28 protein-coding genes and 1 pseudogene are annotated in these 24,951 nt (G+C 74.7%); 11 read left to right on the top strand and 18 right to left on the bottom strand.

Features of this window, described 5'->3' with window-relative positions; genetic code table 11:
* Window positions 1–160: 160 nt before the first annotated feature.
* The 5 genes from nth to KPF22_RS02730 all read left to right on the top strand — a co-directional run bounded on the left by nth (window position 161) and on the right by KPF22_RS02730 (window position 4,781).
* The gene (gene nth, locus KPF22_RS02750) at window positions 161–892 is read left to right on the top strand and encodes an endonuclease III (protein ID WP_374107480.1); all 732 of its coding nucleotides are present in this window, start codon (window positions 161–163) and stop codon (window positions 890–892) included.
* Window positions 889–1,560 carry a TlpA disulfide reductase family protein gene (locus KPF22_RS02745; protein WP_224401118.1) on the top strand — a complete coding sequence of 224 codons (672 nt, stop codon included), beginning with the start codon at window positions 889–891 and terminating at the stop codon, window positions 1,558–1,560. The genes nth and KPF22_RS02745 overlap by 4 nt, the downstream gene beginning before the upstream one ends.
* Window positions 1,557–2,303: a CoA pyrophosphatase gene (locus KPF22_RS02740; RefSeq protein ID WP_224401117.1), complete on the top strand. Its 747-nt coding sequence runs from the start codon at window positions 1,557–1,559 to the stop codon at window positions 2,301–2,303. The genes KPF22_RS02745 and KPF22_RS02740 overlap by 4 nt, the downstream gene beginning before the upstream one ends.
* Window positions 2,304–2,305: 2 nt before the next feature.
* Entirely contained in the window at window positions 2,306–3,505 is a 1,200-nt protein-coding gene (locus KPF22_RS02735; RefSeq protein ID WP_224402364.1) for a MarP family serine protease, read from the top strand.
* A gap of 70 nt (window positions 3,506–3,575) precedes the next feature.
* Complete coding sequence (locus KPF22_RS02730) at window positions 3,576–4,781, top strand: MFS transporter (protein ID WP_208822252.1); 1,206 nt, start codon at window positions 3,576–3,578, stop codon at window positions 4,779–4,781.
* Here the strand turns inward: KPF22_RS02730 and KPF22_RS02725 are convergent.
* Window positions 4,763–5,587, bottom strand: coding sequence for an MBL fold metallo-hydrolase (locus KPF22_RS02725; protein WP_208822253.1), 825 nt, complete (start codon window positions 5,585–5,587; stop codon window positions 4,763–4,765). The two genes, KPF22_RS02730 and KPF22_RS02725, sit on opposite strands and share 19 nt — an antisense overlap.
* 101 nt (window positions 5,588–5,688) lie before the next feature.
* On the opposite strand from KPF22_RS02725, the gene KPF22_RS02720 reads away from it, so the two are divergent.
* A complete protein-coding gene (locus tag KPF22_RS02720) occupies window positions 5,689–6,531 on the top strand; it encodes a helix-turn-helix domain-containing protein (protein WP_224401116.1) in 843 nt (280 codons plus the stop codon).
* On the opposite strand, the gene KPF22_RS02715 is transcribed toward KPF22_RS02720, so the two are convergent.
* A complete protein-coding gene (locus KPF22_RS02715) occupies window positions 6,521–7,795 on the bottom strand; it encodes an adenylosuccinate synthase (RefSeq protein ID WP_208822255.1) in 1,275 nt (424 codons plus the stop codon). The two genes, KPF22_RS02720 and KPF22_RS02715, sit on opposite strands and share 11 nt — an antisense overlap.
* A 204-nt stretch (window positions 7,796–7,999) precedes the next feature.
* Between KPF22_RS02715 and KPF22_RS02710 the strand changes: the two genes are divergently transcribed.
* Entirely contained in the window at window positions 8,000–8,581 is a 582-nt protein-coding gene (locus tag KPF22_RS02710) for a hypothetical protein (RefSeq protein ID WP_224401115.1), read from the top strand.
* On the opposite strand, the gene KPF22_RS02705 is transcribed toward KPF22_RS02710, so the two are convergent.
* From KPF22_RS02705 to fbaA, 7 genes are all read right to left on the bottom strand, one after another.
* A complete protein-coding gene (locus KPF22_RS02705) occupies window positions 8,582–10,006 on the bottom strand; it encodes a WXG100 family type VII secretion target (protein WP_224401114.1) in 1,425 nt (474 codons plus the stop codon). It lies immediately after the preceding gene.
* Window positions 10,007–10,016: 10 nt separating this feature from the next.
* Window positions 10,017–10,394 carry a hypothetical protein gene (locus KPF22_RS02700; protein ID WP_224401113.1) on the bottom strand — a complete coding sequence of 126 codons (378 nt, stop codon included), beginning with the start codon at window positions 10,392–10,394 and terminating at the stop codon, window positions 10,017–10,019.
* Between the two features lie 72 nt (window positions 10,395–10,466).
* Window positions 10,467–10,949: a DUF3558 family protein gene (locus tag KPF22_RS02695; protein WP_224402363.1), complete on the bottom strand. Its 483-nt coding sequence runs from the start codon at window positions 10,947–10,949 to the stop codon at window positions 10,467–10,469.
* A gap of 119 nt (window positions 10,950–11,068) precedes the next feature.
* Entirely contained in the window at window positions 11,069–11,746 is a 678-nt protein-coding gene (locus KPF22_RS02690) for a 1-acyl-sn-glycerol-3-phosphate acyltransferase (protein WP_062398772.1), read from the bottom strand.
* A gap of 120 nt (window positions 11,747–11,866) precedes the next feature.
* A complete protein-coding gene (locus KPF22_RS02685) occupies window positions 11,867–13,012 on the bottom strand; it encodes an aromatic acid exporter family protein (RefSeq protein WP_224401112.1) in 1,146 nt (381 codons plus the stop codon).
* Between the two features lie 5 nt (window positions 13,013–13,017).
* Window positions 13,018–13,431, bottom strand: coding sequence for a DUF3151 domain-containing protein (locus KPF22_RS02680; protein ID WP_208822260.1), 414 nt, complete (start codon window positions 13,429–13,431; stop codon window positions 13,018–13,020).
* 71 nt (window positions 13,432–13,502) lie between these two features.
* Entirely contained in the window at window positions 13,503–14,531 is a 1,029-nt protein-coding gene (gene fbaA / locus KPF22_RS02675) for a class II fructose-bisphosphate aldolase (RefSeq protein WP_062398779.1), read from the bottom strand.
* A gap of 151 nt (window positions 14,532–14,682) precedes the next feature.
* Between fbaA and KPF22_RS02670 the strand changes: the two genes are divergently transcribed.
* From KPF22_RS02670 to KPF22_RS32925, 3 genes and pseudogenes are all read left to right on the top strand, one after another.
* Entirely contained in the window at window positions 14,683–15,414 is a 732-nt protein-coding gene (locus tag KPF22_RS02670) for an RNA polymerase sigma factor (protein WP_083474417.1), read from the top strand.
* Window positions 15,411–15,755: a hypothetical protein gene (locus KPF22_RS02665; protein WP_208822261.1), complete on the top strand. Its 345-nt coding sequence runs from the start codon at window positions 15,411–15,413 to the stop codon at window positions 15,753–15,755. The genes KPF22_RS02670 and KPF22_RS02665 overlap by 4 nt, the downstream gene beginning before the upstream one ends.
* A 69-nt stretch (window positions 15,756–15,824) precedes the next feature.
* Window positions 15,825–16,475 (top strand): annotated as a pseudogene (locus KPF22_RS32925) (DedA family protein); the annotation flags it as partial.
* 342 nt (window positions 16,476–16,817) lie between these two features.
* Here the strand turns inward: KPF22_RS32925 and KPF22_RS02655 are convergent.
* Genes KPF22_RS02655 through KPF22_RS02645 form a run of 3 tightly spaced genes read right to left on the bottom strand, consistent with a single transcriptional unit; the run spans window position 16,818 to window position 18,792 of the window.
* Window positions 16,818–17,465: an RNA methyltransferase gene (locus KPF22_RS02655; RefSeq protein WP_062398783.1), complete on the bottom strand. Its 648-nt coding sequence runs from the start codon at window positions 17,463–17,465 to the stop codon at window positions 16,818–16,820.
* Window positions 17,462–18,022 (bottom strand): orotate phosphoribosyltransferase, encoded by a 561-nt coding sequence (gene pyrE / locus KPF22_RS02650; protein WP_224401111.1) that lies wholly within the window; start codon window positions 18,020–18,022, stop codon window positions 17,462–17,464. The genes KPF22_RS02655 and pyrE overlap by 4 nt, the downstream gene beginning before the upstream one ends.
* Window positions 18,019–18,792: an SDR family oxidoreductase gene (locus KPF22_RS02645; protein ID WP_062398787.1), complete on the bottom strand. Its 774-nt coding sequence runs from the start codon at window positions 18,790–18,792 to the stop codon at window positions 18,019–18,021. The genes pyrE and KPF22_RS02645 overlap by 4 nt, the downstream gene beginning before the upstream one ends.
* A 152-nt stretch (window positions 18,793–18,944) precedes the next feature.
* Between KPF22_RS02645 and KPF22_RS02640 the strand changes: the two genes are divergently transcribed.
* Window positions 18,945–20,543 carry an NAD(P)/FAD-dependent oxidoreductase gene (locus tag KPF22_RS02640; protein ID WP_224401110.1) on the top strand — a complete coding sequence of 533 codons (1,599 nt, stop codon included), beginning with the start codon at window positions 18,945–18,947 and terminating at the stop codon, window positions 20,541–20,543.
* A 1-nt stretch (window position 20,544) separates the two neighbouring features.
* Here the strand turns inward: KPF22_RS02640 and KPF22_RS02635 are convergent, their stop codons facing one another.
* From KPF22_RS02635 to KPF22_RS02610, 6 genes are all read right to left on the bottom strand, one after another.
* A complete protein-coding gene (locus KPF22_RS02635) occupies window positions 20,545–21,552 on the bottom strand; it encodes an adenosine deaminase (RefSeq protein WP_224401109.1) in 1,008 nt (335 codons plus the stop codon).
* A 30-nt stretch (window positions 21,553–21,582) separates the two neighbouring features.
* Entirely contained in the window at window positions 21,583–22,551 is a 969-nt protein-coding gene (locus KPF22_RS02630; RefSeq protein WP_208822267.1) for an SDR family NAD(P)-dependent oxidoreductase, read from the bottom strand.
* 96 nt (window positions 22,552–22,647) lie between these two features.
* Window positions 22,648–23,295: a hypothetical protein gene (locus tag KPF22_RS02625; RefSeq protein WP_062403935.1), complete on the bottom strand. Its 648-nt coding sequence runs from the start codon at window positions 23,293–23,295 to the stop codon at window positions 22,648–22,650.
* A 74-nt stretch (window positions 23,296–23,369) separates the two neighbouring features.
* Window positions 23,370–24,278 carry a hypothetical protein gene (locus KPF22_RS02620; RefSeq protein WP_224401108.1) on the bottom strand — a complete coding sequence of 303 codons (909 nt, stop codon included), beginning with the start codon at window positions 24,276–24,278 and terminating at the stop codon, window positions 23,370–23,372.
* A gap of 2 nt (window positions 24,279–24,280) precedes the next feature.
* On the bottom strand, window positions 24,281–24,610 hold the full coding sequence (locus tag KPF22_RS02615; protein ID WP_224401107.1) for a hypothetical protein: 330 nt from the start codon (window positions 24,608–24,610) through the stop codon (window positions 24,281–24,283).
* Window positions 24,607–24,936 (bottom strand): YbaB/EbfC family nucleoid-associated protein, encoded by a 330-nt coding sequence (locus KPF22_RS02610; protein ID WP_062398799.1) that lies wholly within the window; start codon window positions 24,934–24,936, stop codon window positions 24,607–24,609. Before KPF22_RS02610 ends, KPF22_RS02615 begins: the two co-directional genes overlap by 4 nt.
* Window positions 24,937–24,951 lie beyond the last annotated feature (15 nt).

The following is a 24,951-nucleotide window of genomic DNA, read 5'->3' as shown; positions in this document are numbered from 1 at the left end:
GACGAGCGGTGCACGGCGCGACACCGTGACACGACTGTCGGTGCCCACCCGTACGCTCGGTCACGTGAGCACCTCCGCCGGACGGCCGTCGCGGGCGTCGCGGCCCACCCCCCGCGCCGCCACCGGTCTGGCCGCGCGCGTCGCGGCCGGGGAGAGCCCGATCGGGCGAGCGCGCCGGGTCAACCGCATCCTCCGGTCGCTGGCGGAGGCCTATCCGCACGCGCACTGCGAGCTGGACTTCACCACCCCGCTGGACCTCGCCGTCGCGACGATCCTGTCCGCGCAGTGCACCGACGAGCGGGTCAACCAGGTCACTCCCGCGCTGTTCGCCCGGTACCCCACCGCCGCGGACTACGCGGGCGCCGACCGGACCGAGCTCGAGGAGCTGATCCGCTCCACCGGCTTCTACCGGAACAAGGCGACGTCGCTGACCGGGCTGGGCGCCGCCGTCGTCGAGCGGCACGGCGGGGAGCTGCCGTCGACGCTGGACGAGCTGGTGAAGCTGCCCGGCATCGGCCGCAAGACCGCGAACGTCATCCTCGGCAACGCGTTCGGCGTCCCCGGGATCACCGTCGACACCCACTTCGGACGTCTGGTGCGCCGCTGGGGCTGGACGACCGAGGAGGACCCGGTCAAGGTCGAGCACGCGATCGGCGAGCTCGTCCCGCGGCGGGACTGGACGATCGTGTCCCACCATGTGATCTTCCACGGGCGCCGGGTCTGCCATGCGCGCAAGCCGGCGTGCGGCGCCTGCACGCTCGCGGCGGACTGTCCCGGCTTCGGGCTCGGCCCCACCGACCCGGGCGAGGCCGCGGCGCTGGTCAAGGGCCCGGAGCGGGACCACCTGCTCGCCCTCGCGGGGATCGCGGGGCCGCCCGGGGACGGCCGGTGACCCGGACAGGCGCCTCCCGCTCCGAGATCGTCTCGACCGTGGTCGTCGTCGTCCTGGTCGCGATCGCGGTCTGGGCGCTGTGGCCCTCGGGCCCCACCTCCGGCGGGAGCGGCGGCGCCGGTCCCGCGGCGAGCGCCGCCCCGGCCGACCGGCCCGAGACCGACCTCGCCGCCGCGGACCCGCAGGCACTGGCCGCCGCACGGGCCTCGGCCCGGCTGGCACCGTGCCCCGCCCCGTCCGGCAGCACCCCGGCCGGTCCGCTCGCCGGGATCACCGTGCCGTGCCTGGGCGCCGACGGCCGTACCGACCTGGGAGCGGCCCTGACCGGGCGTCCGACGCTGGTCAACTTCTGGGCGTCGTGGTGCGTGCCGTGCCGCGACGAGCTGCCCGCGCTGCAGGCCTACGCACAGCGCCCCGGCGCACTGCCGGTGCTCACCGTCGACGTGCAGGACGACCCGGTGGCCGCGCTGGCCCTGTCCGCGCAGCTGGGGGTCACCCTGCCGGCCGTGACCGACCCGCAGCGGGCCGTGCGCCGCGCGCTGGACACCCCGCCGCTGCTCCCGGTCAGCTACGTGACCCGCGCGGACGGTGGCGTCGCGATGGTGGACCCGCCCGTCCCGTTCCGTACCGCCGACGACGTCGCGGCCGCCGTGGAGCGGTTCCGGTGACCGCGCAGGCCGGCGTGCCGCAGGTGCCCGACCCCGACCCCGCGGCGGCGCCGGCGTCGCTGCGCCCGCTCGTCGACGGGGCGCTGGGCCTGGACCCGGCCTGGTTCGGCTGGCGACGCCTGCAGCCCGACAACGGCGAGCCGCGCCGGGCCTCGGTGCTGATGCTGTTCACCGACGGGGAATCCGGCGGGCCGGACGTGCTGCTCACCGAGCGCGCGGCGACGCTGCGCTCGCACGCCGGGCAGGTCGCCTTCCCCGGTGGGCGGCTCGACCCGACCGACACCGGCCCGGTGCACGCCGCGCTGCGGGAGGCCCGGGAGGAGACCGGGCTCGACCCGTCCGGGGTGGTACCGCTGGCCCTCCTGCCGGACCTGTTCATCCCGCCCACCGGGTTCCTGGTGACCCCGGTGCTGGCGCACTGGGCGTCGCCGTCGCCGGTACGGGTGGTCGACACCGCCGAGGTCGCCCGGGTCGTCCGGGTCCCGGTGGCGGTCCTGACCGACCCGGCGAACCGGTTCACCGTGCGTGGCCCCAGTGGCCACACCGGCCCCGCCTTCGACGCCGCGGGCCTGATGGTCTGGGGTTTCACCGCGGGCCTGCTGTCCGCACTGCTGCAGCGTTCCGGCTGGGAGCGTCCCTGGGACGCCGGCCGGGTCCTCGATCTCGACGACGCCTGGGCCCGCGCCCGGCGGAACGAACCGGAAGGAGACCGGGTGGACGACCACGGCGTGGTGGACCGGTGAGCATCAGCTGGGTCGACGTCGTCGTCGTGATCCTCGCCCTGCTGGCCGCGGCGTCCGGCTGGCGGCACGGGGTCGCGGTGGCGCTGCTGTCGTTCGCCGGCGTACTGACCGGCGCGGTGCTCGGGCTGCGGCTCGCCCCGTTGCTGGCCGGGCAGGTGGAGTCCCAACAGGGGAAGGTGCTGCTCGGGATCGGCGTGGTGGTGCTGCTCGTCGCGCTCGGTGAGGCGACGGGCGTCTACCTCGGACGGTTCATCCGCGACCGGATCCGCGGCGAGGGCACCCTCAAGGTCGACTCGACGCTGGGTGCCGGCGTGCAGGCGGTCGCGGTGGTGGTGGCGGCCTGGCTGATCGCGCTGCCGCTGTCCTCGACGAGCTTCTCCACCCTGACCAGCGGCCTGCGCGACTCGCGGGTGCTCGCCGGCGTGGACGACGTGATGCCGGACGCGGCGCGCAAGCTCCCCGCCGAGCTGCGCCAGCTCCTCGACGACTCCGGCTTCCCCGACGTCGTCAGCCCGTTCTCGCGGACGCCGGTCGCCGCGGTCGGCCCGCCGGACTCCGCGCTCGCGCAGTCCCCGGTGGTCACCGAGGTCCGCGACCGGGTGCTGAAGGTCCGCGGGCGCGCCCCGTCCTGCCGTCGCGCCCTGGAGGGGACCGGGTTCGTCGTCGCCCCGCAGCGGGTGATGACCAACGCCCACGTCGTCGCCGGGACGTCGAGCACCACCGTCGAGGTGACGACGTCCAGCGGCCGGGCCCGCCAGCTCGACGCCCAGGTCGTCTACTACGACCCCGAGGTCGACGTGGCCGTGCTCGACGTGCCCGACCTCGAGGAGCAGCCGCTGCAGTTCAGCCCGGACCCGGCCCGCGTCGGCGACGACGTGATCATCCTGGGCTACCCGCTGGACGGCCCGTACACGGTCACCCCGGGCAAGGTCCGCGAGCGGATCCGGCTGCGCGGCCCGGACATCTACGAGCAGGGCAGCGTGCTGCGCGACGTCTACACCGTCCGCGCGGTGGTGCGCTCCGGCAACTCCGGCGGCCCGATGATCGCCCCCGACGGGCGGGTGGTCGGCGTCGTCTTCGGCGCCGCGCTGGACGACACCGAGACCGGTTTCGTGCTGACGGCCGAGCAGGTCGGGCAGGCGCTGAACGTGGCCGCGAGCGGCGCGTCGTCACCCGCCGACACCGGGAACTGCGCCTCCTGACCCACCGCATCCTGTCCCACGATCCGGGAACGAATGGCCGGATCGTGGGACAGATGCTTAGCGTGGGTACATGACCTCCGTCGACGTGACCCGTACCCGCCGTCGCTGGCTGGTGCTGGCCGTCGGGGTGTTCGCCCAGACCGCGGCCTGCTCGTTCGTCTACGGGCTGCCGTTCGTGGTGCCGCTGCTGCGTGACACGGAGGGGCTCTCGCTGGCCCAGGTCGGCGCCTACGTCGGCGCTCCGACGGTCGGTCTGCTGTGCACGCTGGTGCTGTGGGGCGCCGCCGCCGACCGGTCCGGCGAACGCGGGGTGATGACGGTCGGGCTCGCGCTGTGCGCGGCGGCCGTCGCGGGTGCGGCGCTGCTGCCGATCGGGCCCGGCCCGCTGCTGCTGGTGCTGCTCGGCCTGGGCGGCGCGGGCGCGGCGTCGGTGTTCGCCGCCAGCGGCCGGATGGTGATGGGCTGGTTCGCCGCGCACGAGCGCGGCACCGCGATGGGGATCCGGCAGACGTCCCAGCCGCTGGGCGTCGCCGTGGCCGGGCTGACGCTGCCGACCCTGGCCGCAGCCGCCGGGCCGTTCCGGGCGCTGCTGCTGCCCGCGGTGCTGTGCGTCGTCGCGTCGGTGCTGGTCGCGACGCTGGCGCCGGACCCGCCCCGGGCGCCGCGGCCCGCGGGGGCCGCGCCGGAGCGCTCCCCCTACGGGACGTCGGTGCTGTGGCGGGTGCACGGCGCGAGCGCCCTGCTGGTGGTCTCGCAGTTCGCGGTGGCGTCGTTCGCGACCGAGTACCTGGTCCGCGAGCAGGGGTGGCACGTGGCGGCGGCGGGCGCGTTCGTCGCCGGTGGGCAGATCGCCGGGGCGGTCGGCCGGATCGCGACCGGGGTCTGGTCGGACCGGGTCGGGTCCCGGCTGCGCCCGATGCGCCAGGTCGCGGCCGCCGCGGCCGCGGTGCTGCTGCTGTTCGCGCTCGGCGACGCCGTCGCCGGATGGCTGGCGGTCACGATGCTCGCCGTCGGGGCGGTGGTGACGGTCGCCCCGAACGGGCTGGCGTTCACCAGCACCGCCGAGATCGCCGGTCCCGCCTGGTCCGGGCGGGCGCTGGGGGTGCAGAACACCGGCCAGAACGCCGTCGCATCGGTGGTCCCGGCCGCGCTCGGCGCCCTGGTCGGCGCGACCGGCTACGCGGCGGCGTTCGCGATCGCCGCCGCGGCACCGCTGGCCGCGATCCTCGTGACCCCGGTGCGCGCCGAGCGTGCGCGTCAGCCGGACGGCTCGTGAGCGAACCCCCGGCCGATCCGCCGGACGCGTCCCGGGGCGAAGTGCGACGGCAGCAGCAGGCCACCGGAGCGCGCGAGCCGGTCGCACAGGTCGGCACGGGTACGGGCGGCGCGGGTCGGGTCGGCGTCGCCCGCCTGGGCGAGCGTGAGATCGCCGAACTGCAGCGGGTGGTGCAGGACGTCACCGCTGATCACCGCGTCCGGCGCGTCAGGCGGCCCGATCTCGACGACCAGGTGGCCGAGGGTGTGCCCGGGCGCGGCACGCAGCCGCACCCCGTGACCGAGGTCGACGTCGACGCCGTCGTCGACCGGGTCGACCAGACCTGCGTCCAGGACCGGCGCGACGCTGTCCTCCCAGGTCCGGGCCAGTCCCTCGGCGACGCCGGAGCGGGGCGCCGAGCGGTGCACCGCACCCAGCCACGCCAGCTCGGCCCGGGACACCAGGTGCCGCGCCCCCGGGAAGGCCGGGCGGCCGTCGGCGGTGGTCAGCCCACCGCAGTGGTCCGGGTGCAGGTGCGAGCAGACGACGACGTCGATCTCCGCGGGCGCGACCCGGGTGGCGAGCCGCGCCGCGTACCCGGCGTCGAGCAGGTGGTGTGCAGGTAGGCCGGGGCGCTGCCTCCCGTCGCCGTTGCCGGCGTCGACCAGGACGGTCAGGTCCGGGGTGCGGACCAGGTGGGTGGCGATCTCCAGGGAGATCGGCCCGTCCGAGGGGTGGGCCGGGAACATCTCGCGGACGTCGAAGGGCCAGTCGTCGAGCTCGGTGATCCGCTCGACCGTCACCGGTCCGCGCAGCTGGATGGTCACGCCGTGGTCGTCGGTGCCTCCGGCGCGACGCGGGAGTCCCCGGCCCGGGGTGTCCCGCGCAGGGGATGGCTCGGGACCGTCCGGTGCGGACAATGGGGGTCGTGACGGCTCTCGGCGAGTTCCTGGCGGCGCGACGGGCCCGGCTCGACCCCGGCGCGTTCGGGCTGCCGACGACCGGCGCGCGGCGGGTCCCCGGGCTCCGCCGGGAGGAGCTGGCGGGTCTCGCGGGGGTCAGCCCGTCGTACTACACGCGGCTCGAACAGGGGCACTCCCGCGGAGCCTCCCCCGCGGTGCTCGACGCCATCGCCCGGGTGCTGGCCCTCGACGAGGGCGAGCGGGCCCACCTGCACCGGATCGCGGCGACGGCGGCCCGCCCCGTGCCGCTGCGCAGCGCGCCGCCCGAGCTCATCGACGCAGGTACCGCCGACCTGCTGGCCGCGATGCCGGACGCGCCGGCGCTCGTCCTCGGCCGGTCCGCGGACGTCCTGGCCTGGAACCCGATCGGGCACGCGCTGCTCGCGGCGCACCTGGACCCGCTCTCGCCCGCCTGCCCGCGGCACCGCCCGAACCTGGTCGCGATGGCGGTGCTGGACCCGCACGTGCGGGCGCTCTACGCCGACCCGGCCGCCCGCACCCGCGCCCTGGTGGCCGCCCTGCGCCTGGCGGCCGGGCGCCTTCCCGACGACACCCGGCTGTCCGCGCTGGTCGGCGACCTGTCCGTGCGCAGCGACGAGTTCGCCCGGCTGTGGGCCGACCACCGCGCGCACCCGTGCGCGCAGGAACGGCACACGCTGCGCCACCCGCTGGTCGGCGAGCTGACCCTCGACCACCAGGTGCTCGACGTCGGCCGCTCGCCCGACCGCACGGTGCTGGTGCTGACCGCACCGGCCGGCAGCCCGGACCGCGACGCGCTCGGGCTGCTGGCGCGGCAGGTCAGCGGGTGATCGTCTGGTCCCGCCCGGGGCCGACGCCGATCGCGGACACCGGCGCGCCGGTGAGCTCCTCGATCCGCTGCACGTAGGCCTGCGCGGCGGGAGGCAGGTCCTCCCAGGTGCGGGCACCGGAGAGGTCCTCGACCCAGCCGGGCATCTCCTCGTAGACCGGGACGGCGTGGTGGAAGCCGGTCTGGGTCATCGGCATCTCGTCGACGCGGTGGCCGTCGACCTCGTAGCCGACGCAGATCGGCACCGACTCCAGCCCGGACAGCACGTCCAGCTTGGTCAGGAAGAGGTCGGTGATGCCGTTGACCCGCACCGCGTAACGCCCGATGACGGCGTCGAACCAGCCGCAGCGCCGCGCACGGCCGGTGTTCACACCGACCTCGCCGCCGGTCTTGCGCAGGAACTCGCCCATCTCGTCGTGCAGCTCGGTCGGGAACGGACCGGAGCCGACGCGGGTCGTGTAGGCCTTCAGGATCCCGATCACGCGGGTGATCTTGTTCGGGCCGATGCCGGAACCGACCGACGCGCCGCCCGCGGTCGGGTTCGAGCTGGTCACGAAGGGATAGGTTCCGTGGTCGACGTCGAGCAGGGTGCCCTGCGAGCCCTCCAGCAGCAGCGTCTCACCGCGCTCCAGGGCCTCGTTCAGCAGCAGCCGGGTGTCGACGATCTTGTCGGCGAACTCCCTCGACTGCTCCAGCACGGTGTCGACGACCTCGTTGAAGTCCAGCGCGCGCCGGTTGTAGACCTTGACCAGGATCTGGTTCTTCAGCTCGAGGGCCGCCTCCACCTTCTGGTGCAGGATCTTCTCGTCGAGCAGGTCCGCGGCGCGGACGCCGACGCGGGCGACCTTGTCCTGGTAGGCCGGGCCGATGCCGCGACCGGTCGTGCCGATCTTGGCCTTGCCCAGGTAGCGCTCGGTGACCCGGTCGATCGCCACGTGGTACGGCATGATCAGGTGTGAGTCGGCCGAGATCAGCAGGCCGGAGGTGTCGACGCCGCGCCGCTCCAGCCCGGCCTTCTCCTCGATCAGCGCCTCGGGGTTCACGACGACCCCGTTGCCGATCACGTTCTTCACGCCCGGGGACAGGATCCCGGACGGGATGAGCTTCAGCGCGAAGTCGCGACCGTCCGGCGTGACGACGGTGTGCCCGGCGTTGTTGCCGCCCTGGTAGCGGACGACCCAGCCGAACTGCCCGCCCAGCAGGTCGGTCGCCTTGCCCTTGCCCTCGTCGCCCCACTGGGCGCCGATCAACACGATTGCGGGCATGTAAGAGACTCCAGTTCACACACGCTCGTCACGGTCGCGGGACCGGGCGTGATTTCCGGTTTCCGCGGCGAGGAGGGTACTCGATCAGTGGTTCCGACCGATCCCGAAGCGGTTCTCCTCGACTGCCTGCCGCAGCGGCGTCACCGGCTTCCCTTCCACGGTATCCGGCCCGGCGCGCGGCGGGAACGCCCACCGTCGTCGCTGGTGTCCGATCCCGCGGTGCGTTCGGTCACCGTGGGTCCGCGCCCCGGCAAGGCCGAGATCGACGGTCTGCTCCCCGTCCCGCGCCTGATCGTGCACGGCGACGACGCCGACCTCGCCGCCGTGCTCCTCCGGCTGCTCCGGCGGGACGCGCTGGCGACCGAGGTCGCCTACCTGCCGGTGTCCCGACGGTCGCGGGCCGCCGCGAACTGGGGCGTCCCGACCCGGTTCGACGACGCCGTCGCCCTCGCCCGGTCCGGTACCGCGCGCGAGATGCCGCTGGTGCGCGACGACAACGGCGGCGTCCTCGCCGGCCGCGGGGAGATCCCCGACCTCTACGGCGAGGCCTACTGCGACGCGACGCGCGTGCTGCACGGCCGCGTGAGGATGCTCGTCGTCGACGCGGGGCCCGAGGGCGTGCACGTGCGGGCGGGCCGCGGGGTGACCGGCACGACCGGGCGGGCGATCCAGATCGGGACGACCGGTGCGACGCCCGTCCGCGACGGCGTCGCGCACCCGCGGGAGATCAAGCGGTGGGCCTGGTACCGGCACACCGAGCCGTGGCGGCCGGTGCTGCCGGGCTGATCAGCGCCCGGGGTCCTCGGGGGCGAGCACGGCGTCGGTCGCGGTGATCCCGACGTCGAACACCTCGTCGGTGGGGACGACGTAGCGGTTGCGGTGGTCCCGGCCCTCGCCGCGACCGCCCGGGACGCCGCCGGCCATCGGGCCGTAGCCGGCCCCGCCGCGAGCCTCCGCCGCCTTGGCGCCGGTCCACGGCTCGGGCGCGCCGCCGCTCCGTGGCCCGGGTGTGCGGGGCTCGGTGCCCCACGCCGTCCCGGCCCCGCCGCGACCGCCGGGTCCGTACGGTTCGGTCGCCGCGCCCGGCAGCCGCGCGGTGCCGCGGGACTCGGCGAACGGGGAGCCGAGGGCGCCGCGGCCCGCTGCGGAACCGGCTCCGTACGGCCCGGTCCCGCTGCCGGAGCGGGTCTGCGGGGCGGGGCCGGTCTCCGTGACGGGGCGGACGAGCTGCTGCCGACGTGCCTGGTCGCCGAAGCGGCGTGCGAGGTCCTCGCGGGTACGGGCGGCGTCCGGCGTCGGGGCCGGGATCGGGGTCCGAATGCGGTCCGGAGCGGGCGGGATGCGGGAGCCCGGCGCCCCGGCACCGCCTCCACCGGCGCCCGAGGATGCCGGTCCGCTCGGCAGCGGGACGACGGGCGAGGGCCCGCCACCGCCTCCGGCACCGGCACCCGCGCCACCACCGGGGCCGCCGCCCGCACCGACGCCGCCCGACGGGCCGGGGGGCGCCGGCACCGGCTGCGAGGCCGACCCGACCGGGGGGAGCCCGACGCCGGCCGGCCCCGGTGTCGGGCCGGGGAGTCCGCCTCCACCCGGAGCGACGGAGACGCCGGGCTGCGGTCCCGGCGGACCGCCGGGCCCCGGCGTCACGCCCGGAGAGGTCGCGGGCGGGGGCGCGGCGGCCGCCTCGATGGTGAAGCGGTCGTCGATCGCGGAGGTCTCGGACTCGTACCTCTGGAGCGCGCGGTTCGCGACCTCGTCGTTGATCTGGTTGTGCTCGGCGATGGTGACGTGGTCGGCGCCCCTGCCCCGGAGGGACTGCCAGGCCTCGCTGATGTTGTCGCCCGCGCGCTGGATCCAGGAGAACTCGGCCGGGTCCATGAAGCGGACCTGACCGCGCATGCGCTCGAACGCGCTGCCGTGGTCGAGCATGCGGTCGGCGCCGTTCCGGGCGACGTTCGCGGTGCCGTCGACGCCGGTGGCGGTGCGGTCCAGGGACTCCTGGGCGGCCCGGGCCGCGGGGCCCTGCCACGAGATGCCGAGATCGGCCATGCCGCGGTCGAGGGTCTGCTTGGTGGTCGCCATGTCGTCGACGAGCCTGCGGAGACCGTCGGAGGTCTGCCGGGTGGCCTCGGCGCCGGGTTTGCCGAGGATCCAAGCAGCCTTGGTCGCGATGTCGAACGCTTCGTAGTTGTAGCAGCGGGGGAGGGGCATGCTCGGATCCCTAACGCTCGAGCAGCGGGCCGTTGTACGGCGGAGTCGTGGGCGTCAGGGTTGCCGCGTTCTCGTCCTCGATCAGCCCGTACTCCTGCGCCGCTTGTTTCAATCGGTCACGCGCCTCTGCCACCTCGGCGACATAGTCATCGTGTGTCTTCGTAATAGAATCGATCTTCGGCTGGAAGACGGTGACCGCGTCTATCGACACCGGATCGTCTCCGCAAGGAGGAACGTTCTTCAGATTCAGCGCCCCATGTCGCCTCGTTCTCACTGCTTGAACCTGCTCGTCAAGTCGCTGGTAGACGGCCATCACGTTTCCGACATCCACCTGGGTCATGAGTGAATCGCTGGCCGAGCCTCGTGGCTCGTGGGCAAGCATCCGCATCTCGACGAGGCTATGTCGATCGGCGGACTACGACGCCAGATTGACTGCTCGTGTTCGCGGCTGCGAACACGATCACTGCGGACGAGCCTTCGTCAGGTAGCTCCGCGCGAGCAGCTCGGCCCGTCCACACACCTCATCCGGCGATCCGCGCGTCAACTCGTCATATCCGAAGTCCTGGACCTGAACCCGCACGCTGGCAACCTCGGCTGCGTCGAGATACAACGTGCACAACGGCGCCGAATTCTCGCTCTCGACCATCCGGACAGCTCCGAACCCATCGATGACGGTGACTGTGGCGCCTCGCGCGGTCGCGACTCTTACAGCAGGCGTCTGGATCGTCTGCACGGAGTAGTTCTCGACGGTGTCGTTGTTGCCCCACCCGCACACACGACTAGGACCGTCAGCGAGCGTGACGACCGAGGGCTCGTCCCCTTCGACCTCCCATTGCTGGCGCAGCTCAGGGGTCATCGCCACACACGGGTCGACGTTCGCCACGTCGATCTCCGCCGGCCGCGGCGGAAACGGCCCCTCCGGCTCCGCAGCCCCACACCCCACGACCACCCCGCACACGAACAGCAGGACGACAACGAGTCGGACCACCGGCGACGCTCCCCCGGACAGGAACAGGACCGCAGCAGGCTAGCCCGCCACCGTCGCCACCGGGCCCGTTCCGGTCAGGCCGCGGCGGCCGAGTCGTCCGGGCGCCGGTGATAGCTGTCCACATAGGTCTGCCCGGACAGGTCCGCGATGGCGTCCATGATCTCGTCGGTGACCGCGCGCCGGATCGCCGGAGCGCCCTCCAGTCCCTCGTAGCGGCTGAACTCCAGCGGCCGCCCGAAGCGGATCTCGACCCGGGCCAGGCGCGGGAACAGCCGTCCGATCGGCTGCACGCGCTCGGTCCCGATCAGGCCGACCGGCACGACGACCGCCCCCGTCGACAGCGCCAGCGAGGCGACGCCGGTGTGGCCGCGGTGAAGCTTGCCGTCGAGGGAGCGGGTGCCCTCCGGGTAGATGCCGAACGCACCGCCGCGATCCAGGACCTTGCGTCCCGCGGCGAGCGCGGCGAGGCCGGCGCGGGCGTTGGACCGGTCGACCGGGATGTAGCCGAGGGCGCCGAGGAAGGCGGCCATCAGGCGTCCGCGCAGACCGCGGCCGGTGAAGTACTCGGCCTTGCCGAGGAAGGCGACCTTGCGCGGGGCGACGAGCGGGATGAACGCCGTGTCGACGGCCGCGCGGTGGTTCGCCGCGAGGATCACCGGTCCGGTGGCCGGGATGCGGTCCGCGCCGCGCACGCGGGGCCGCCAGACGAGCCGGACGAGTGGCGCGAGGACGTAGCGGATGAACAGCTGCACCGTGAACCCCGATCAGTGAGCGACGTCCACAACTCCGTGCAGGGGGGACCGACGTCCCGGCGCCGAACGAGGCCCGATTCTGCTCCGTGACCGGCCCGTGACGGAAGCCCTTCCGCCCGTTCAGTCCCCGTGAGGATCGGTGAGCTGCCCGCGCAACGCACGCAGCGCCTCGCTGCGGGTCATCCCGGTCGCCTGCAGCAGGTCGACGGCGATCGAGCGGACCTGGGCGACCAGCACGGGCGCCGAGACCGCGGGCGCCGCGGCGGGCTGCCCCTCCGCCGGCCGGGCGACGACCGCACCGGGGTCGGCGAGGACCGGTGCGTGCTGCACGGCCTCCAGGATCGGGCCGCGCGCCTTCTCGCGGTCGCCGTCCTGCCCGAGCTCCCCGATCAGCGCCTCGACGGAGGCGGCGAGCTCGGTGATCGCGTCCGGCAGACCGGGCGGGACCGGTTCGCCGTCCTCGATCGCGGTCATCGCGCGCCGGGCGAGCACCCGGGCGTTGCGGTGGGCGTAGTCGGCCCGCTCGGCGAGCGTCCGGTAGCGGCGCAGCATGGCCCGGCGCGGCCGGTGCATCGGTGAGACCGTCACGACCTCGCCCGCGGAGCTGACCGCCGTGCGCAGCTCGTCGATGACGGCCTGGGTGTCGCGGGCCCGGGCCAGCGCCCGCGACGCGCTCTCCCGGTCGCCCTCGCGCAGCGCCGTCGCGATCTCGGTGAGCACGGTGACGAGGTCGTCGAGCACCCGGCGGGCGACCCGGCGCACGATCCGCACCGGATGCGCGGGGATGACCGCGGCGACCAGGATCCCGGCGAGTCCGCCGATCAGGGCGTCGATGCAGCGGTCGATCCCACCGGTCTCGGTGGGCGGGAGCAGCGTCGTCACCAGCACCGCGGACACCGCGGCCTGGTTGACGAACAGGGTCCCGCCGTCGGTGAACACCGCGATGACCAGCGCGAGCGCGACGACGAGCACCAGCTGCCAGAGTCCGCCGCCGATCTGCGCGATCAGCAGGTCGCCGACCAGGACGCCGATGCTCACCCCGACGACGAGCTCGGCCGTGCGGCGCAGCCGCGAGTTCAGCGACATGCCCAGGCTGAGCACCGCCGCGATCGGCGCGAAGAACGGCCGCGTGTGACCGACCAGGTCACCGGCCACCCAGAGGGCGAGGCCGGCGGCCATGGAGCACTGCAGGATCGGCAGCCACGACGCGCGGACGCGCCGGGCACCGGCCCGGCCGCGTGAGCGGACCCGGTCCCACGCGGCCACCGGCGTCAGGACACGCCGAGGGCGGCGAGCGCCTCCGGGTCCGAGTCGTTGATCAGGGTGCGCAGGCGCTCGACCTCGGGGGCCTCCCCGATCGCCGTGGCGGCGCGCAGCAGAGCGCCGCACGACCGCAGGAAGCCCTGGTTCGGCTCGTGCGACCACGGCACCGGACCGAAGCCCTTCCAGCCGTTGCGGCGCAGCTGGTCCAGGCCGCGGTGGTAGCCGGTGCGGGCGTAGGCGTAGGCGGCGACGGCCTCCCCGGCGTCGAGGGCACGCTCGGCGAGCACCGCCCAGGCGATCGACGACGACGGCGACCCCGCCGCCACCTCCGACGGGTCCTTGCCCGCGGTCAGGTCCGCCGCAGCGGGGTCGACCGGGAGGCGCGTGTCGTCGGGCTCGAGCAGGTTGCCGTGCAGACTCATGCCGCCATCCTGGCGCGCGCCCACCGGTCGTCGCCAACCGGTGGGCACACGACGAGGATCCGGAGGAGGACTCAGAGGGCCTTGCCGGCGGACTTCAGCGACTCGCACGCCTCGATGACGCGCTCGCTCATCCCGACCTCGGCCTTCTTCAGGTACGAGCGCGGGTCGTAGACCTTCTTGTTGCCGACCTCGCCGTCGATCTTGAGCACGCCGTCGTAGTTGGCGAACATGTGCGACACGATCGGCCGGGTGAAGGCGTACTGGGTGTCGGTGTCGACGTTCATCTTCACGACGCCGTAGCCCAGCGCCTCGTGGATCTCCTCGAGCAGCGAGCCGGACCCGCCGTGGAAGACCAGGTCGAACGGCTTGGCGCCGGCGTCGAGCCCCAGCTTCTGCACGGCCACCTCCTGGCCCTGCTTGAGGATCTCCGGGCGGAGCTTGACGTTGCCCGGCTTGTAGACGCCGTGCACGTTGCCGAAGGTCGCGGCCAGCAGGTAGCGGCCCTTGTCGCCGGAGCCGAGGACCTCGACGGTGCGCTCGTAGTCGCCGGGGGCGGTGTAGAGCTTGTCGTTGATGTCGTTCGCGACACCGTCCTCCTCGCCGCCGACGACGCCGATCTCGACCTCGAGGATGATCTTCGCCTTGGCCGCCTGCTCCAGCAGCTCGGCCGCGATCTTCAGGTTCTCCTCGAGCTCGACCGCGGAGCCGTCCCACATGTGCGACTGGAACAGCGGGTTCTGCCCCTTGTCCACGCGCTCCTGGCTGATCGCGATCAGCGGACGCACGAACGAGTCCAGCTTGTCCTTGGGGCAGTGGTCGGTGTGCAGCGCGATGTTGACCGGGTACTTGTCCGCGACGACGTGCGCGAACTCGGCGAGGCCGACCGAGCCGGTGACCATGTCCTTCACCCGGGTGCCGGACAGGAACTCCGCGCCACCGGTCGAGACCTGCACGATGCCGTCGGAGCCTGCCTCCGCGAACCCGCGCAGCGCCGCGTTGAGGGTCTCGGTGCTGGTCACGTTGATCGCCGGGTAGGCGAACTCGCCGCTCTTGGCGTTGTCCAGCATCTGGTTGTAGATCTCGGGCGTGGCGATGGGCACGGGGCCTGCCTCCTCGTCGTCGGCGGTCGCTGCTCCGCGCAGCGCTCCTTGTCTCCGGGTGAGTATCACGTACCCGCGGGGAAGGGGGAGCCATCGTCTGCCATGGGCCTGGTCTCACCACGGGCGACGCCGTCGACCGCTGCACCGGGTAATGCTGCGGAGCCTGTCGGTGGTGGTCGCTAGTGTGGTGGGCGTGGAGGAGGAGCGCGCCGAGAACGCCGTCGACCGGACGCTGGGCCGGTTGCGCGCCATCGACAGCCGACCGGCGCCCGCGGGCACCGGGCCGCACCCGTTCGCCCCGGGCACGGCGGCGGCCCCGGTCGACGGGCCGGGTGGTTCCGGGGCCCGGCAGGGCCCGGAGACGCCCCTGACGCTGGCCGACCTCTACCGCGACCACCGCCTGCGGCTCATGCGCCTCGCGATGCTGCTGGTGGACATCCCGGCCACCGCGGAGGACGTGGTGCAGGAGGCGTTCACCGGCCTGCACCGGCACTGGACCGGCCTGCGGGACGAGACGGCCGCCGTCGCCTACCTGCGTGCGGCCGTGGTGAACGGGTCCCGGTCGGTGCTGCGGCGCCGTCGCACGGCACGCGAGTACGTGCCGCCGCACGCGGCGAACGCCCGCTCCGCGGAGTCGCTGGCCATGCTGTCGGCCGAGCACCAGTCGGTCGTCGACGCGCTGGGCCAGCTCCCGCCGCGCCAGCGCGAGGTCCTCGTCCTGCGCTACTACGGCGGGCTCACCGAGTCCGAGATCTCCGAGGCCGCCGGGATGAGCCGGGGCACGGTGAAGTCGACCGCCAGCCGCGCGCTCGACGCCGTCGCCCGGATCATGGCCGAGCGGGCCGGGACCGAGGCCGTCCGGCGTCCGGGAGAGCTGCGATGACCGGCCCCCAGCCGCCGCAGCCCGGCCGCGACGACGCCGCCCGCCGGATCGGCGAGGCGCTGCAGGCGCAGGCCCGCGGGCGCCCGATGCCGCAGCGCCCCGCGGCGGGCCCGGCCCCCGTGCCGCCGCGCGTCCCCGGCCGGCTCCCGCCGCCGGTCCCGCGTCCCGGTCCGCCCCCGCAGCGCCGGCCGCAGCAGGCCCCGGCGCCGGAGCCCGCCCGTTCGGCGACCGGCCAGATCGTCTGGGCCGCGGTGATCGCGCTGCTCCTCGGTGCCCTGCTCGGCGGGGGTCTCGCGCTGGTGTCGGTGCTCCTGCCGGGTGCGCTGCCCGCCCTCGGCTGAGCCGCTCACAGCACCCCCACAGCGACGGCCACGTCGATCCACATCACCCGGCCGGTACCGTTTCCCGACGTGACGGTTCTCGCCGCGACGCAGACGCTCGCCCTCGGTCCCGACTGGCTCGACCCGGCGGTGATCATCGAGTCCCTGGGCCCGTGGGCCCTGGTGGGCGTCGCTGCGATCATCTTCGCGGAGTGCGGGCTGCTGCTCGGGTTCTTCCTCCCGGGCGACTCGCTGCTGTTCACCGCGGGCCTGTTCGTCGCGCAGGGCGCGATCGACGTGCCGCTGTGGCTGGTCTGCCTGGTGCTGGTGGTGTCCGCCTTCGCCGGCAACGCCGTCGGCTACGGCATCGGCTACCGCGCCGGCCCGGCGATCTTCGACAAGCCGAAGTCGAAGCTGTTCAACCCCGAGCACGTCGAGAAGACCCACGAGTTCTTCGAGAAGTACGGCAACCGGGCCATCGTCCTCGGCCGCTTCGTGCCGATCGTGCGGACCTTCATCACCGTGAGCGCCGGCGTCGCGCGGATGGACCCGAAGCGCTACCTGACGTACTCGCTGATCGGCGGCGTCGCGTGGGCGGCCGGCGTGACGGTGCTGGGCTACTTCCTCGGCCAGTTCGCGTTCGTCCGCGAGCACATCGACCTGATCCTCATCGCGATCGTGCTGATCTCCGTGCTGCCGATCGTGTTCGAGGCGCTGCGGGCGCGGGCCGCGTCCAGGCGCGGGGGCCCCGCCGGCCCGGTCGACGGCGTCGCGGGCGCCGCGACCGGTGCGGCCGTGGCGACCGTCGGTGGGACCGCACCGGAGCGCGAGGACGACCCGGCCGCCGTCACCATGCGGATGCCCGCCGTCGGTGGCGGCCCGGTCCCGCAGGGTCCGCCCTCCGCGCAGCCCGGCCCGCAGCCGGGTCGCGCCCCGCGGTCGCCCTACGCCGGTCCCGGCCCGCAGCCGGGCGGGTACGGCCCCGACGGCGCCGTACCCGGGCGCCCGCAGCCCGGCGCCGTGGAGCCGCCGTACCGCCACACCACCGGCCGCCCCGCCATGCCGCCCCGGCACGGCAACTGATCACCAGGCGTCGGACAGGTCCGCGTGCTCGCGGATCCAGCTGTGCATCACGATGCCGGACGCGACGCCGGCGTTGACCGAGCGCGTCGAGCCGAACTGGGCGATCGACACGACCAGGTCCGCGGCGTCGCACAGCTCCGGTGACAGCCCGGGGCCCTCGGCGCCGAACACGAGCACACAGTCCCGCGGCAGCGACGTGGCCTCCAGCCGGGCCGCGCCCGCGACGTTGTCCACCGCGACCACGGCCAGGCCGTGCTCCCGGGCGAAGGCGACGAGCCCGCCGGCCTCGGCGTGGTGGTGCAGCCGCAGGTACCGGTCGGTGACCATCGCCCCGCGACGGTTCCACCGGCGTCGCCCGACGATGTGCACGCCGGCGACGCCGAAGGCGTTCGCCGTGCGCACCACCGTGCCGATGTTGTGGTCGTGGCCGAGGTTCTCGATCGCCACGTGGAACGGGTGCGCCCGCCGCGCGAGATCCGCCGCGACGGCCTCGCGGCGCCAGTAGCGGTAGCGGTCGACGACGTTGCGCCGGTCCCCCTGCTCCAGCAGTTCCGGGTCCCACCGGTCGCCCTGCGGCCACGGCCCGGCCCACGGGCCGACCCCGACCTGGCCGGGGACCGACCACTCGCTGGGCCCGGGCTCGCTCATCCCAGCTGCAGGTCCGCCAGCCCCAGCAGCGCGCGGTACGGCACGCCCTCGGCCTCGACGGCCTGCCGGGCGCCGGTGTCGCGGTCGACGACCGTGCACACCCCGACGACGTCGGCGCCGGCCTGGAGCACCGACCGGACCGCGGTCAGGACCGAGCCGCCGGTGGTGGAGGTGTCCTCGACGACCAGCACCGGACGGCCGGTGATGTCCGGGCCCTCGATGAGCCGCTGCATGCCGTGCTTCTTGGTCTCCTTGCGGACGACGAAGGCGTCGACCGGGTCGGTGTCCGGCTCGGCCGCCGCCGCGTGCAGCACCGCCGTCGCGATCGGGTCCGCGCCGAGCGTCAGCCCGCCGACCGACCGGTAGGTCCAGTCCGCGGTGAGCTCGCGCAGCAGCCGTCCGATCAGCGGGGACGCCTCGTGGTGCAGTGTGACGCGGCGCAGGTCGATGTAGTAGTCGGCCTCCGCGCCGGAGGAGAGCGTGACCCGCTCGTGGACGACGGCGATCTCCCGGACCAGCGCGGCGAGGCGGGAGCGGTCGGTGTGTGCGGAGCTCATGTGCGGTCCCTGTCGAACGTCGCCGTGATGCGTCGCAGCAGGCCCCGGGGCAGCACCCCGGTCACCCCCACGATCGCCTTGTACTGCCTGGAGGGCACGGAGACGACCCGGCCCCGGTCGAGGTCGGTGAGGGCCTCGTCGACGACCCGGGAGGCCTCCAGCCACAGCGGGCCGCGGCGGGCGCCGACGTCGATGCCGGCCCGCTCGTGGAACTCGGTGCGCACGTAGCCGGGGCACAGCACCATCGCGCGCACCCCGGTGCCCTGCAGCGACGCCGCGACACCCTCGGTGAAGGAGATGACCCACGCCTTGTCGGCCGGGTAGGTGGAGCCGCGCCCGGCCAGGAAGCCCGCGACGCTCGCGACGTTCAGCACCGCGCCGGTGCCGCGGTCGACCATCCCGGGCAGCGCGGCCCGGGTCAGCTCCAGCACGGCGGCCACGTTCACCTGCAGCTGGCGGGCCAGGTCGGCGGCGTCGTTCTCCAGGAAGGAGGCGCCCAGCGCGAGCCCGGCGTTGTTGACGAGCAGGTCGACCGGCGCGACGTCGGGGTCGGCGAGGCGGCGCACGACCCGGGCCCGCTGGTCCGGGTCCGACAGGTCGGCGGGCAGCACCTCGACGGCGACACCGAGGTCGCGGTAGCGCTGCGCGGCGGTCCGGAGGCGGTCGGCGTCGCGCGCCACGAGCACGAGGTCGCGGCCGTCGGCGGCGAGCCGATCGGCGAACGCGGCCCCGATCCCCGACGACGCGCCCGTGATCATGACGGAGGGCACGCGGGGAGCGTAGTGCGTCCGCACCCGACCGGCGCAGGCGCGACGGTTACCGACGGGTCGGGTGTGACCCGTGCGACAGGGGTGTGCGACGACCTCGTGAGACGGGCCGCTCTCGCGTGCCGGTGCACCATGAAGCCTTTACCGTCGAGACCATGACGTCCGAGGCGCTGCCGATCCAGCGGCCGGTCGATCCCGCTTCCCCCGGCACCACCGACGTGCCGAGCGGCCCGTCGCCCCGTCATTCGAGGGTCGCCGTCGTGGGGGCGGGGTTCACCGGACTCGCCGTGGGCCTGGCCCTGCTACGGCGGGGTGTGCACGACTTCGTCCTGCTGGAGCGGGCGGACGACGTCGGCGGGGTGTGGCGCGACAACACCTACCCCGGTGTCGGCGTCGACACGCCGTCGCCGCTGTACCAGCTGCGCGCCATGACCAACCCGGACTGGAGCGACCTCTACGCGCCCGGCCACGAGGTGCAGGACTACGCCCGGCGCCTGGCCCGCTCGACCGGCCTGCTCGACCACGTCCGCTTCGACGCCGACGTGCTCTCCGCCCGCTGGGACCCCGCGGACGCCCGCTGGCGGATCGCGACGCCGTCCGGGGAGTTCACCGCGAACGTGCTGGTCAGCGCGGCCGGTCTGGTCGCGGACCCGAAGCTGCCCGACGTCGAGGGCCTCGCCGACTTCCCGGGCCCGGTGTTCCACTCGGCCCGCTGGGACCACGGGACCGACCTCACCGGCTCGCGCGTCGCGGTCGTCGGGACGGGGGCGACGGCGATCCAGCTCGTCCCCGAGCTGCAGCCGCGCGTCACCGAGCTGCACGTCCTGCAGCGCACCCCGGCCTGGATCCTGCCCAAGCCCGAGCGGCCCGTCGGCGAGCGCACCCGTCGCGCGCTGGCGGCGAACCCGCTGCTGTGCCGGATGCAGTTCGACGTCATCTACGTCGGCGCCGAGCTGCTCGCCGCGACCCGTCGCTCGCGGCTGCTGCGCGAGGCACTCACCCGGGTCGGCCGCAGGCATCTCGCCGCCCAGACGCCCGACCCGCGTCTGCGCGCGCGGCTGACCCCCGACTTCGACTACGCCTGCAAGCGGCCGCTGGTCTCGAACGACTACCTGCCCGCGATGAGCGCGCCGAACACGACGCTGCACACCGGTGGGCTCGCCCGGGTCGAGGGGCGGACCGTCGTCTCCGGCGACGGAAGCCGCGCGGAGGTCGACGCGATCGTGCTGACCACCGGGTTCGAGGTCGGCGCGACCGCCCCGATCGCGCGCCGCATCCACGACGCCCACGGCAGGACGCTGCACGACCACTGGGGCGCCTACCCGCGCGCCTACCTGGGGATGAGCTACCCCGGCTTCCCGAACCTGTTCCTCATGCAGGGTCCGAACGCGACCAGCGGGGCCAGCTCGACGCTGCTGTTCTCCGAGGCCCAGGCCCGCTACGTCGCCGACGCCGTGTGCCGGATGGCGGCCGAGGGCATCCGCGCGCTCGACGTGAAGCCCGCCGTCGAGGAGCGCTGGACGCGGCGGATCCGGCGCCGCTCGGCCCGCACCGTGTACGAGACCGGCGGCTGCGCGAGCTACTACCAGAACGACGAGGGCGTCAACGTCGTCATGTGGCCGGCCAACACCGCGGAGTACCAGCTGCGGACCCGCCGGTTCCGGCTGTCGCCGTTCGACGTCGAGCGGGGCCGGACCGGTGCCGGGCGCCCGCTGCACCCGTTGCGCCCGGTCCGGCTCGCCGCGACGGCCTGACTCACCCGCCGGCCGCGGCCCCCCAGTCGGCGACCTCGCCGAGCAGGCGCTGCACGGCCTCGTCGTCGAGGAACGACGAGGTGAACGAGTTGGCGGCCAGTGTGCGGAGCTGGTCGTCGGTGAAGCCGAGGCCCTCGCGGACCGCGGCGTAGTTCGCGTCGGCGTAGCCGCCGAAGTAGGCGGGGTCGTCGGAGTGCACCGACACGTTCAGCCCCGCCGCCAGCATCTCCGGCAGCGGGTGCAGCCCGATGCCCGGGACGCAGGCGAGCCGGACGTTGGACAGCGGGCAGACCGTCAGCGGGGTGCGGTCACGGACCAGGCGGGCGACGAGGGCGTCGTCCTCGATCGCGCGGATGCCGTGGTCGACGCGCAGCACGCCCAGCTCGTCGAGGGCCTCGGTCACGTAGCCCGCCGGGCCCTCCTCCCCCGCGTGCGCGACCGGCTTGAGCCCCAGCCCGCGGGCCCGCTCGAACACCGAGGTGAACTTCGACGGCGGGTGCCCGACCTCGGCCGAGTCGAGCCCGACCCCGACGATCCGGTCCAGGTACGGCTCCGCCGCCCGCAGGGTCTCCTCCGCCTCGGCGGCCGACCGGTCGCGCAGGAAACAGAGGATCAGCCCGGCGGAGACGTCGTCGGCGTGGTGCTCGATCGCGTCGGTGAGCCCGCCGATCACGTCGCCGATCGCGACGCCGCGGGCGGTGTGCGCCTGCGGGTCGAAGAACATCTCGACGTGCCGGACCCCCTGCTCCGGGCAGGTCCGCAGGTACGCCGACGCGAGCGCGGCGAAGTCGTCGCGGGTCCGCAGGACGGCCATGTTGGCGTAGTAGACGTCCAGGAACGACTGCAGGTCGGTGAAGTCGTAGACCGCCCGCAGCTCCTCCACCGAGGCGTGCGGCAGCGCGACGTCGTGCCGCCGGGCCAGCTCGAACACGGTCTCGGGTTCGAGCGTGCCCTCGATGTGCAGGTGCAGCTCGGCCTTCGGCAGCGGCGGGGTCCCGGTGGTCGTCACCGGGACATCATCCCGTGCCGCCCCGCGCGGTCAGGAGCTGGTGACCGTCGACGTCATGTAGGCCGAGACCTGGTGGCCACGGGAGCGGTCGCGGGCCGCGGCGCTCGCGCGGGCGCGCTGCGCGGCGGTGCGCACCGGACCGGCGGCCCAGTGCCGCCCGCAGTCCCCGGCGGCGACGACGGCGCGTCCCGCGCCCGGGCGGGAGGGCAGGTCCGGCAGCCGGGACGGCTCCCGGTGCCCGGCACCGCCGAGCAGCTCCTCGGGCGTGGCGGACGGGGCGGCCGGGGCCGCCGCGGCCGGGGTGGCGACGGCCGCAGCGCCGGTGGGCTCCCAGGTCGCGTCGGCGAACAGCTCGGCGCCGCGCCGGGCCGCACGGACGCCCGCGGCGACGGCGCGCCGGGCCGGGCCCGGGCGGGCCGGGCCGCTCTGCGGAGCGCTCACGACGAGGCCGGCGTCGAGGTCGTCGAGCACCGCGTCGGCGGCGTCGGCGGTCCAGTCCGGCCGGTCGTCGCCGCGAACGGCGACGACGTGCACGTCGCCGGTCAGGGTCGGGGCGAGCGAGGTCACGAACGAGACCGCCCACGCGGCCGACCGCTCGTCCCCGCCGATCGCGACGATCCCACCGGTGCCGCGACGCAGCATGCCGGGCAGCGCGGCGTGGGTGAGGCGCATCGTCGCCGTCATGCCGAGGTCGACGCTCGCCCGCCCGGCGTCCGGTGCGGCGCCGGCCGCGTCGGCGAGCGCGTCGTGCACGAGGACGTCGACGGCCGGGGCCTCCGGTCCGGCGAGGAAGGCCTCGAGCCGGAACAGGCCGTGCCGGGTGCCGAGGTCCGCGAGGAGGACGTCGGCGCGGATCCCGTACCGGGCGGCGAGCTCCCGGGCGGTGGGGGCGACCCGCTCGGGGTCGCGGGTGACGAGCAGGAGGTCGTGTCCGCGCGCGGCCAGTCGGTCGGCCAGAGCCGCGCCGAGACCCGTACCGCCGCCGGTGATGAGAGCCATAGCCACACGATCAGGCTAGCGGTACCCGTTCGGCTTAACGCGTTCGGGTGGTCACATGGCGTTGCGGTGGATCAACGCTGCGTAGATAGCTGCAGATCAGGACTCGATCGCGGGACGACGGGCGTGCAGCCCCTCCTCCAGAGCGGTGGCGACCTCGGCCAGATCGGCGAGCAGGTCCTGCATCCGATCGGCGGAGATGCCGACGGGCGCGGCGGCCAGCACCCAGGCGTCCTCGGCCCAGAGGAGCTCGACGTCCTCGCCGACCGCGTCGCTGGCGTCGGCGACGCGCGGGGTCAGCAGTGGGCGGACGGCGTCGGCGTCGCTGACGAAGGCGTAGCGCTCACCGACCGGCTCGAGCAGGTCCAGACCGGCGTCGTCGGGCAGCGGGGCCGAGGGAAGCCGCAGCTCGACGGCGGCGGGCAGCGACTCGTGCACCTGCACCGCGCAGAGCACCGAGCTGATGCGGCCGGCCTGCTCGTGGTCGAACGCGTAGGCCTTGCGCGGGCCGTCCGGGGTGGGGACGTCGCCCGAGACCAGGTTGCGGGCCACACCGGGGCCGCCCTGGTGGATCGTCCCGTAGCGCCAGCGGCTGGGCAGGACGGGATCGGACTCGAGGTACTCCCACTCCCGCATCGACGCCCAGCGGCGGCGGTCCCGCGTCGCGCCCCCGCGGAACCGGTCGAACAGCAGCAGACCGACACCGACGACGATCGCGACGAGGGCGATGACGAACCAGACCGACATGCCGGGCAGCGTAGTCCCGACGGGCCCCGTGGAGTGGTAGCGCCACGGCTCCGGACGTGCACGTTCGTCGTGGATCAGCCGGCCGGCGCCGTCGGGACGGGCCCGTCCCACTCCGCAACGGTCTCGCGGGCGGACGCCTGCTGTTTCTGGCTCTCGACGACGGCGTCGAGGGCGACGGCGCCTGCGGACTCCGCACGCGAGGCACGGGCCGCGTTCGACGGCGAACGCGTCTGCAGGCTCTGTCCGATCCGGGTGGCGGTGCCCGCGGCGTCCTCCAGCATCCGGAGGATCTCCTCGAGCCGGGCGACCAGCGTGCGGGCGAACTGCACGATCTCGAGGACGACGGCGGGGACCGTCACCGCCCCGGCGCCGGCCGTGGCGACGGTGACCGCGGTGGCCAGGACGATCCTGGACAGGATGGAACCCAGGAAGTCCGCGATGGCGTCGCGGATCAGTGCCCGCTCGGTCCCGACGAGGACCCCCGAGTCCAGGACCAGCCCGGCCAGCTCCCGGGTGTCACCGGCCAGCTCCCGCAGGGTCGTCACCTGCCGGGTGGCGGCGGCGAGATAGGCCCCGGCCGCGGCACCGGTCCAGACGGCCGGGACGTCGGTGATCGCCCGGTCCAGCTCCTCGGCCCGGCCCTCGAGGTGGCGGGACAACCGGGCCCAGCCGTCGGCCCGTTCCCCGATCTGCTTCCCGTCGCCGCACAGGACGTCGAGCACCTCACGCAGGACCTCGATGTGCTCCATCGCCCAGCCGGCGACCGCCGAGCCCAGGGTGGCTACCGGGTCCTGGACGACGCTGACGTAGTCCAGTGCCAGCGCGGCTCCGGCCGAGACGACGCCGAGGCCGTCCTGCCCGTCGACGGCCTTGCCCGTGTCGTGGAAGGACGAGGCGATGCCCGCGCCCTCGAACCGGTCGTCGACGAGGTCCCCGGCGGTGGGCGGCGGCGCGTCGAACAGGTGCGGGGTCGGCGCGCTCACGATCAGCTCCGGGCGGGTGACGGACCGACGTCGACTGCGCAGACCTCGGCGGTCAGGTCGGCGTCGAAGGTCCGGTACGACGCGGCGGACTCGGCGAGGTCGCCCGCCACCGTCGCGAGTGCCTCGGCCCCTCGGGCCACCTGCCGTGCACCGATCGTGGTCGGCGCCAGCAGCGCACCCGTCAGGACCGTGCCGAGCACGCCGTAGGCGTCCGGGGAGAGGTCCGTCCAGCGTGGCACCGCGGCCGCCGTCGCCTCGGCCAGCGCGGACACCCGGCGCGAGTGGTCGGACAGTCTCGTCGGGTCGACGGAGAAACCGCCGGTGTCCGTCACCGCCCGGCCCCCGTCAGCGGTGCCATGATCGCCTCCACCTGCGCCGCCGCGTCCGCCGCGGCCTCCCGGCTCAGCCGCAGCACCGTCTCGGCGAGCCGGGCCCGCGGCATCTCCTCGGCGCGCACGCCGAGCTGCAGGTCCGTGAGGCTCCCCGACGGGTCGACGGTGACCACGACCGCACCGTCGCGGGTGCGTGCGGTCGCGGTCACCGTCGCGACCCGGTCCCGGGCCTGCTCGGCCCGGACCCGGATCGACTCGATGCGGGTGCGGTACTCGTCCAGCCAGGTCCGTCCGGCGTGCGGCTGCTCGGCGGTGAAGTGCTCCATGGGCCCCGACGATGA

Source organism: Pseudonocardia sp. ICBG1034 (assembly GCF_020131375.1).
Taxonomy (GTDB): domain Bacteria; phylum Actinomycetota; class Actinomycetes; order Mycobacteriales; family Pseudonocardiaceae; genus Pseudonocardia; species Pseudonocardia alni.
The sequence above is the reverse complement of the archived record's forward strand: the minus strand, read 5'-3'. Positions and strand labels throughout refer to the sequence as shown.

Coding starts and splice junctions, on each gene's coding strand:
- KPF22_RS02680 (WP_208822260.1), bottom strand. CDS start 13,431: ATGAGTCTGCACGGCAACCTGCTCGAGCCCGACGACACGCGCCTCCCG.
- KPF22_RS02610 (WP_062398799.1), bottom strand. CDS start 24,936: ATGGAGCACTTCACCGCCGAGCAGCCGCACGCCGGACGGACCTGGCTG.
- KPF22_RS02665 (WP_208822261.1), top strand. CDS start 15,411: ATGACCGGCCCCCAGCCGCCGCAGCCCGGCCGCGACGACGCCGCCCGC.
- KPF22_RS02630 (WP_208822267.1), bottom strand. CDS start 22,551: ATGGCTCTCATCACCGGCGGCGGTACGGGTCTCGGCGCGGCTCTGGCC.
- KPF22_RS02670 (WP_083474417.1), top strand. CDS start 14,683: ATGCTGCGGAGCCTGTCGGTGGTGGTCGCTAGTGTGGTGGGCGTGGAG.
- KPF22_RS02715 (WP_208822255.1), bottom strand. CDS start 7,795: ATGCCCGCAATCGTGTTGATCGGCGCCCAGTGGGGCGACGAGGGCAAG.
- pyrE (WP_224401111.1), bottom strand. CDS start 18,022: ATGAGCTCCGCACACACCGACCGCTCCCGCCTCGCCGCGCTGGTCCGG.
- KPF22_RS02625 (WP_062403935.1), bottom strand. CDS start 23,295: ATGTCGGTCTGGTTCGTCATCGCCCTCGTCGCGATCGTCGTCGGTGTC.
- KPF22_RS02655 (WP_062398783.1), bottom strand. CDS start 17,465: ATGAGCGAGCCCGGGCCCAGCGAGTGGTCGGTCCCCGGCCAGGTCGGG.
- KPF22_RS02700 (WP_224401113.1), bottom strand. CDS start 10,394: ATGCGGATGCTTGCCCACGAGCCACGAGGCTCGGCCAGCGATTCACTC.
- KPF22_RS02640 (WP_224401110.1), top strand. CDS start 18,945: ATGACGTCCGAGGCGCTGCCGATCCAGCGGCCGGTCGATCCCGCTTCC.
- KPF22_RS02730 (WP_208822252.1), top strand. CDS start 3,576: ATGACCTCCGTCGACGTGACCCGTACCCGCCGTCGCTGGCTGGTGCTG.
- KPF22_RS02705 (WP_224401114.1), bottom strand. CDS start 10,006: ATGCCCCTCCCCCGCTGCTACAACTACGAAGCGTTCGACATCGCGACC.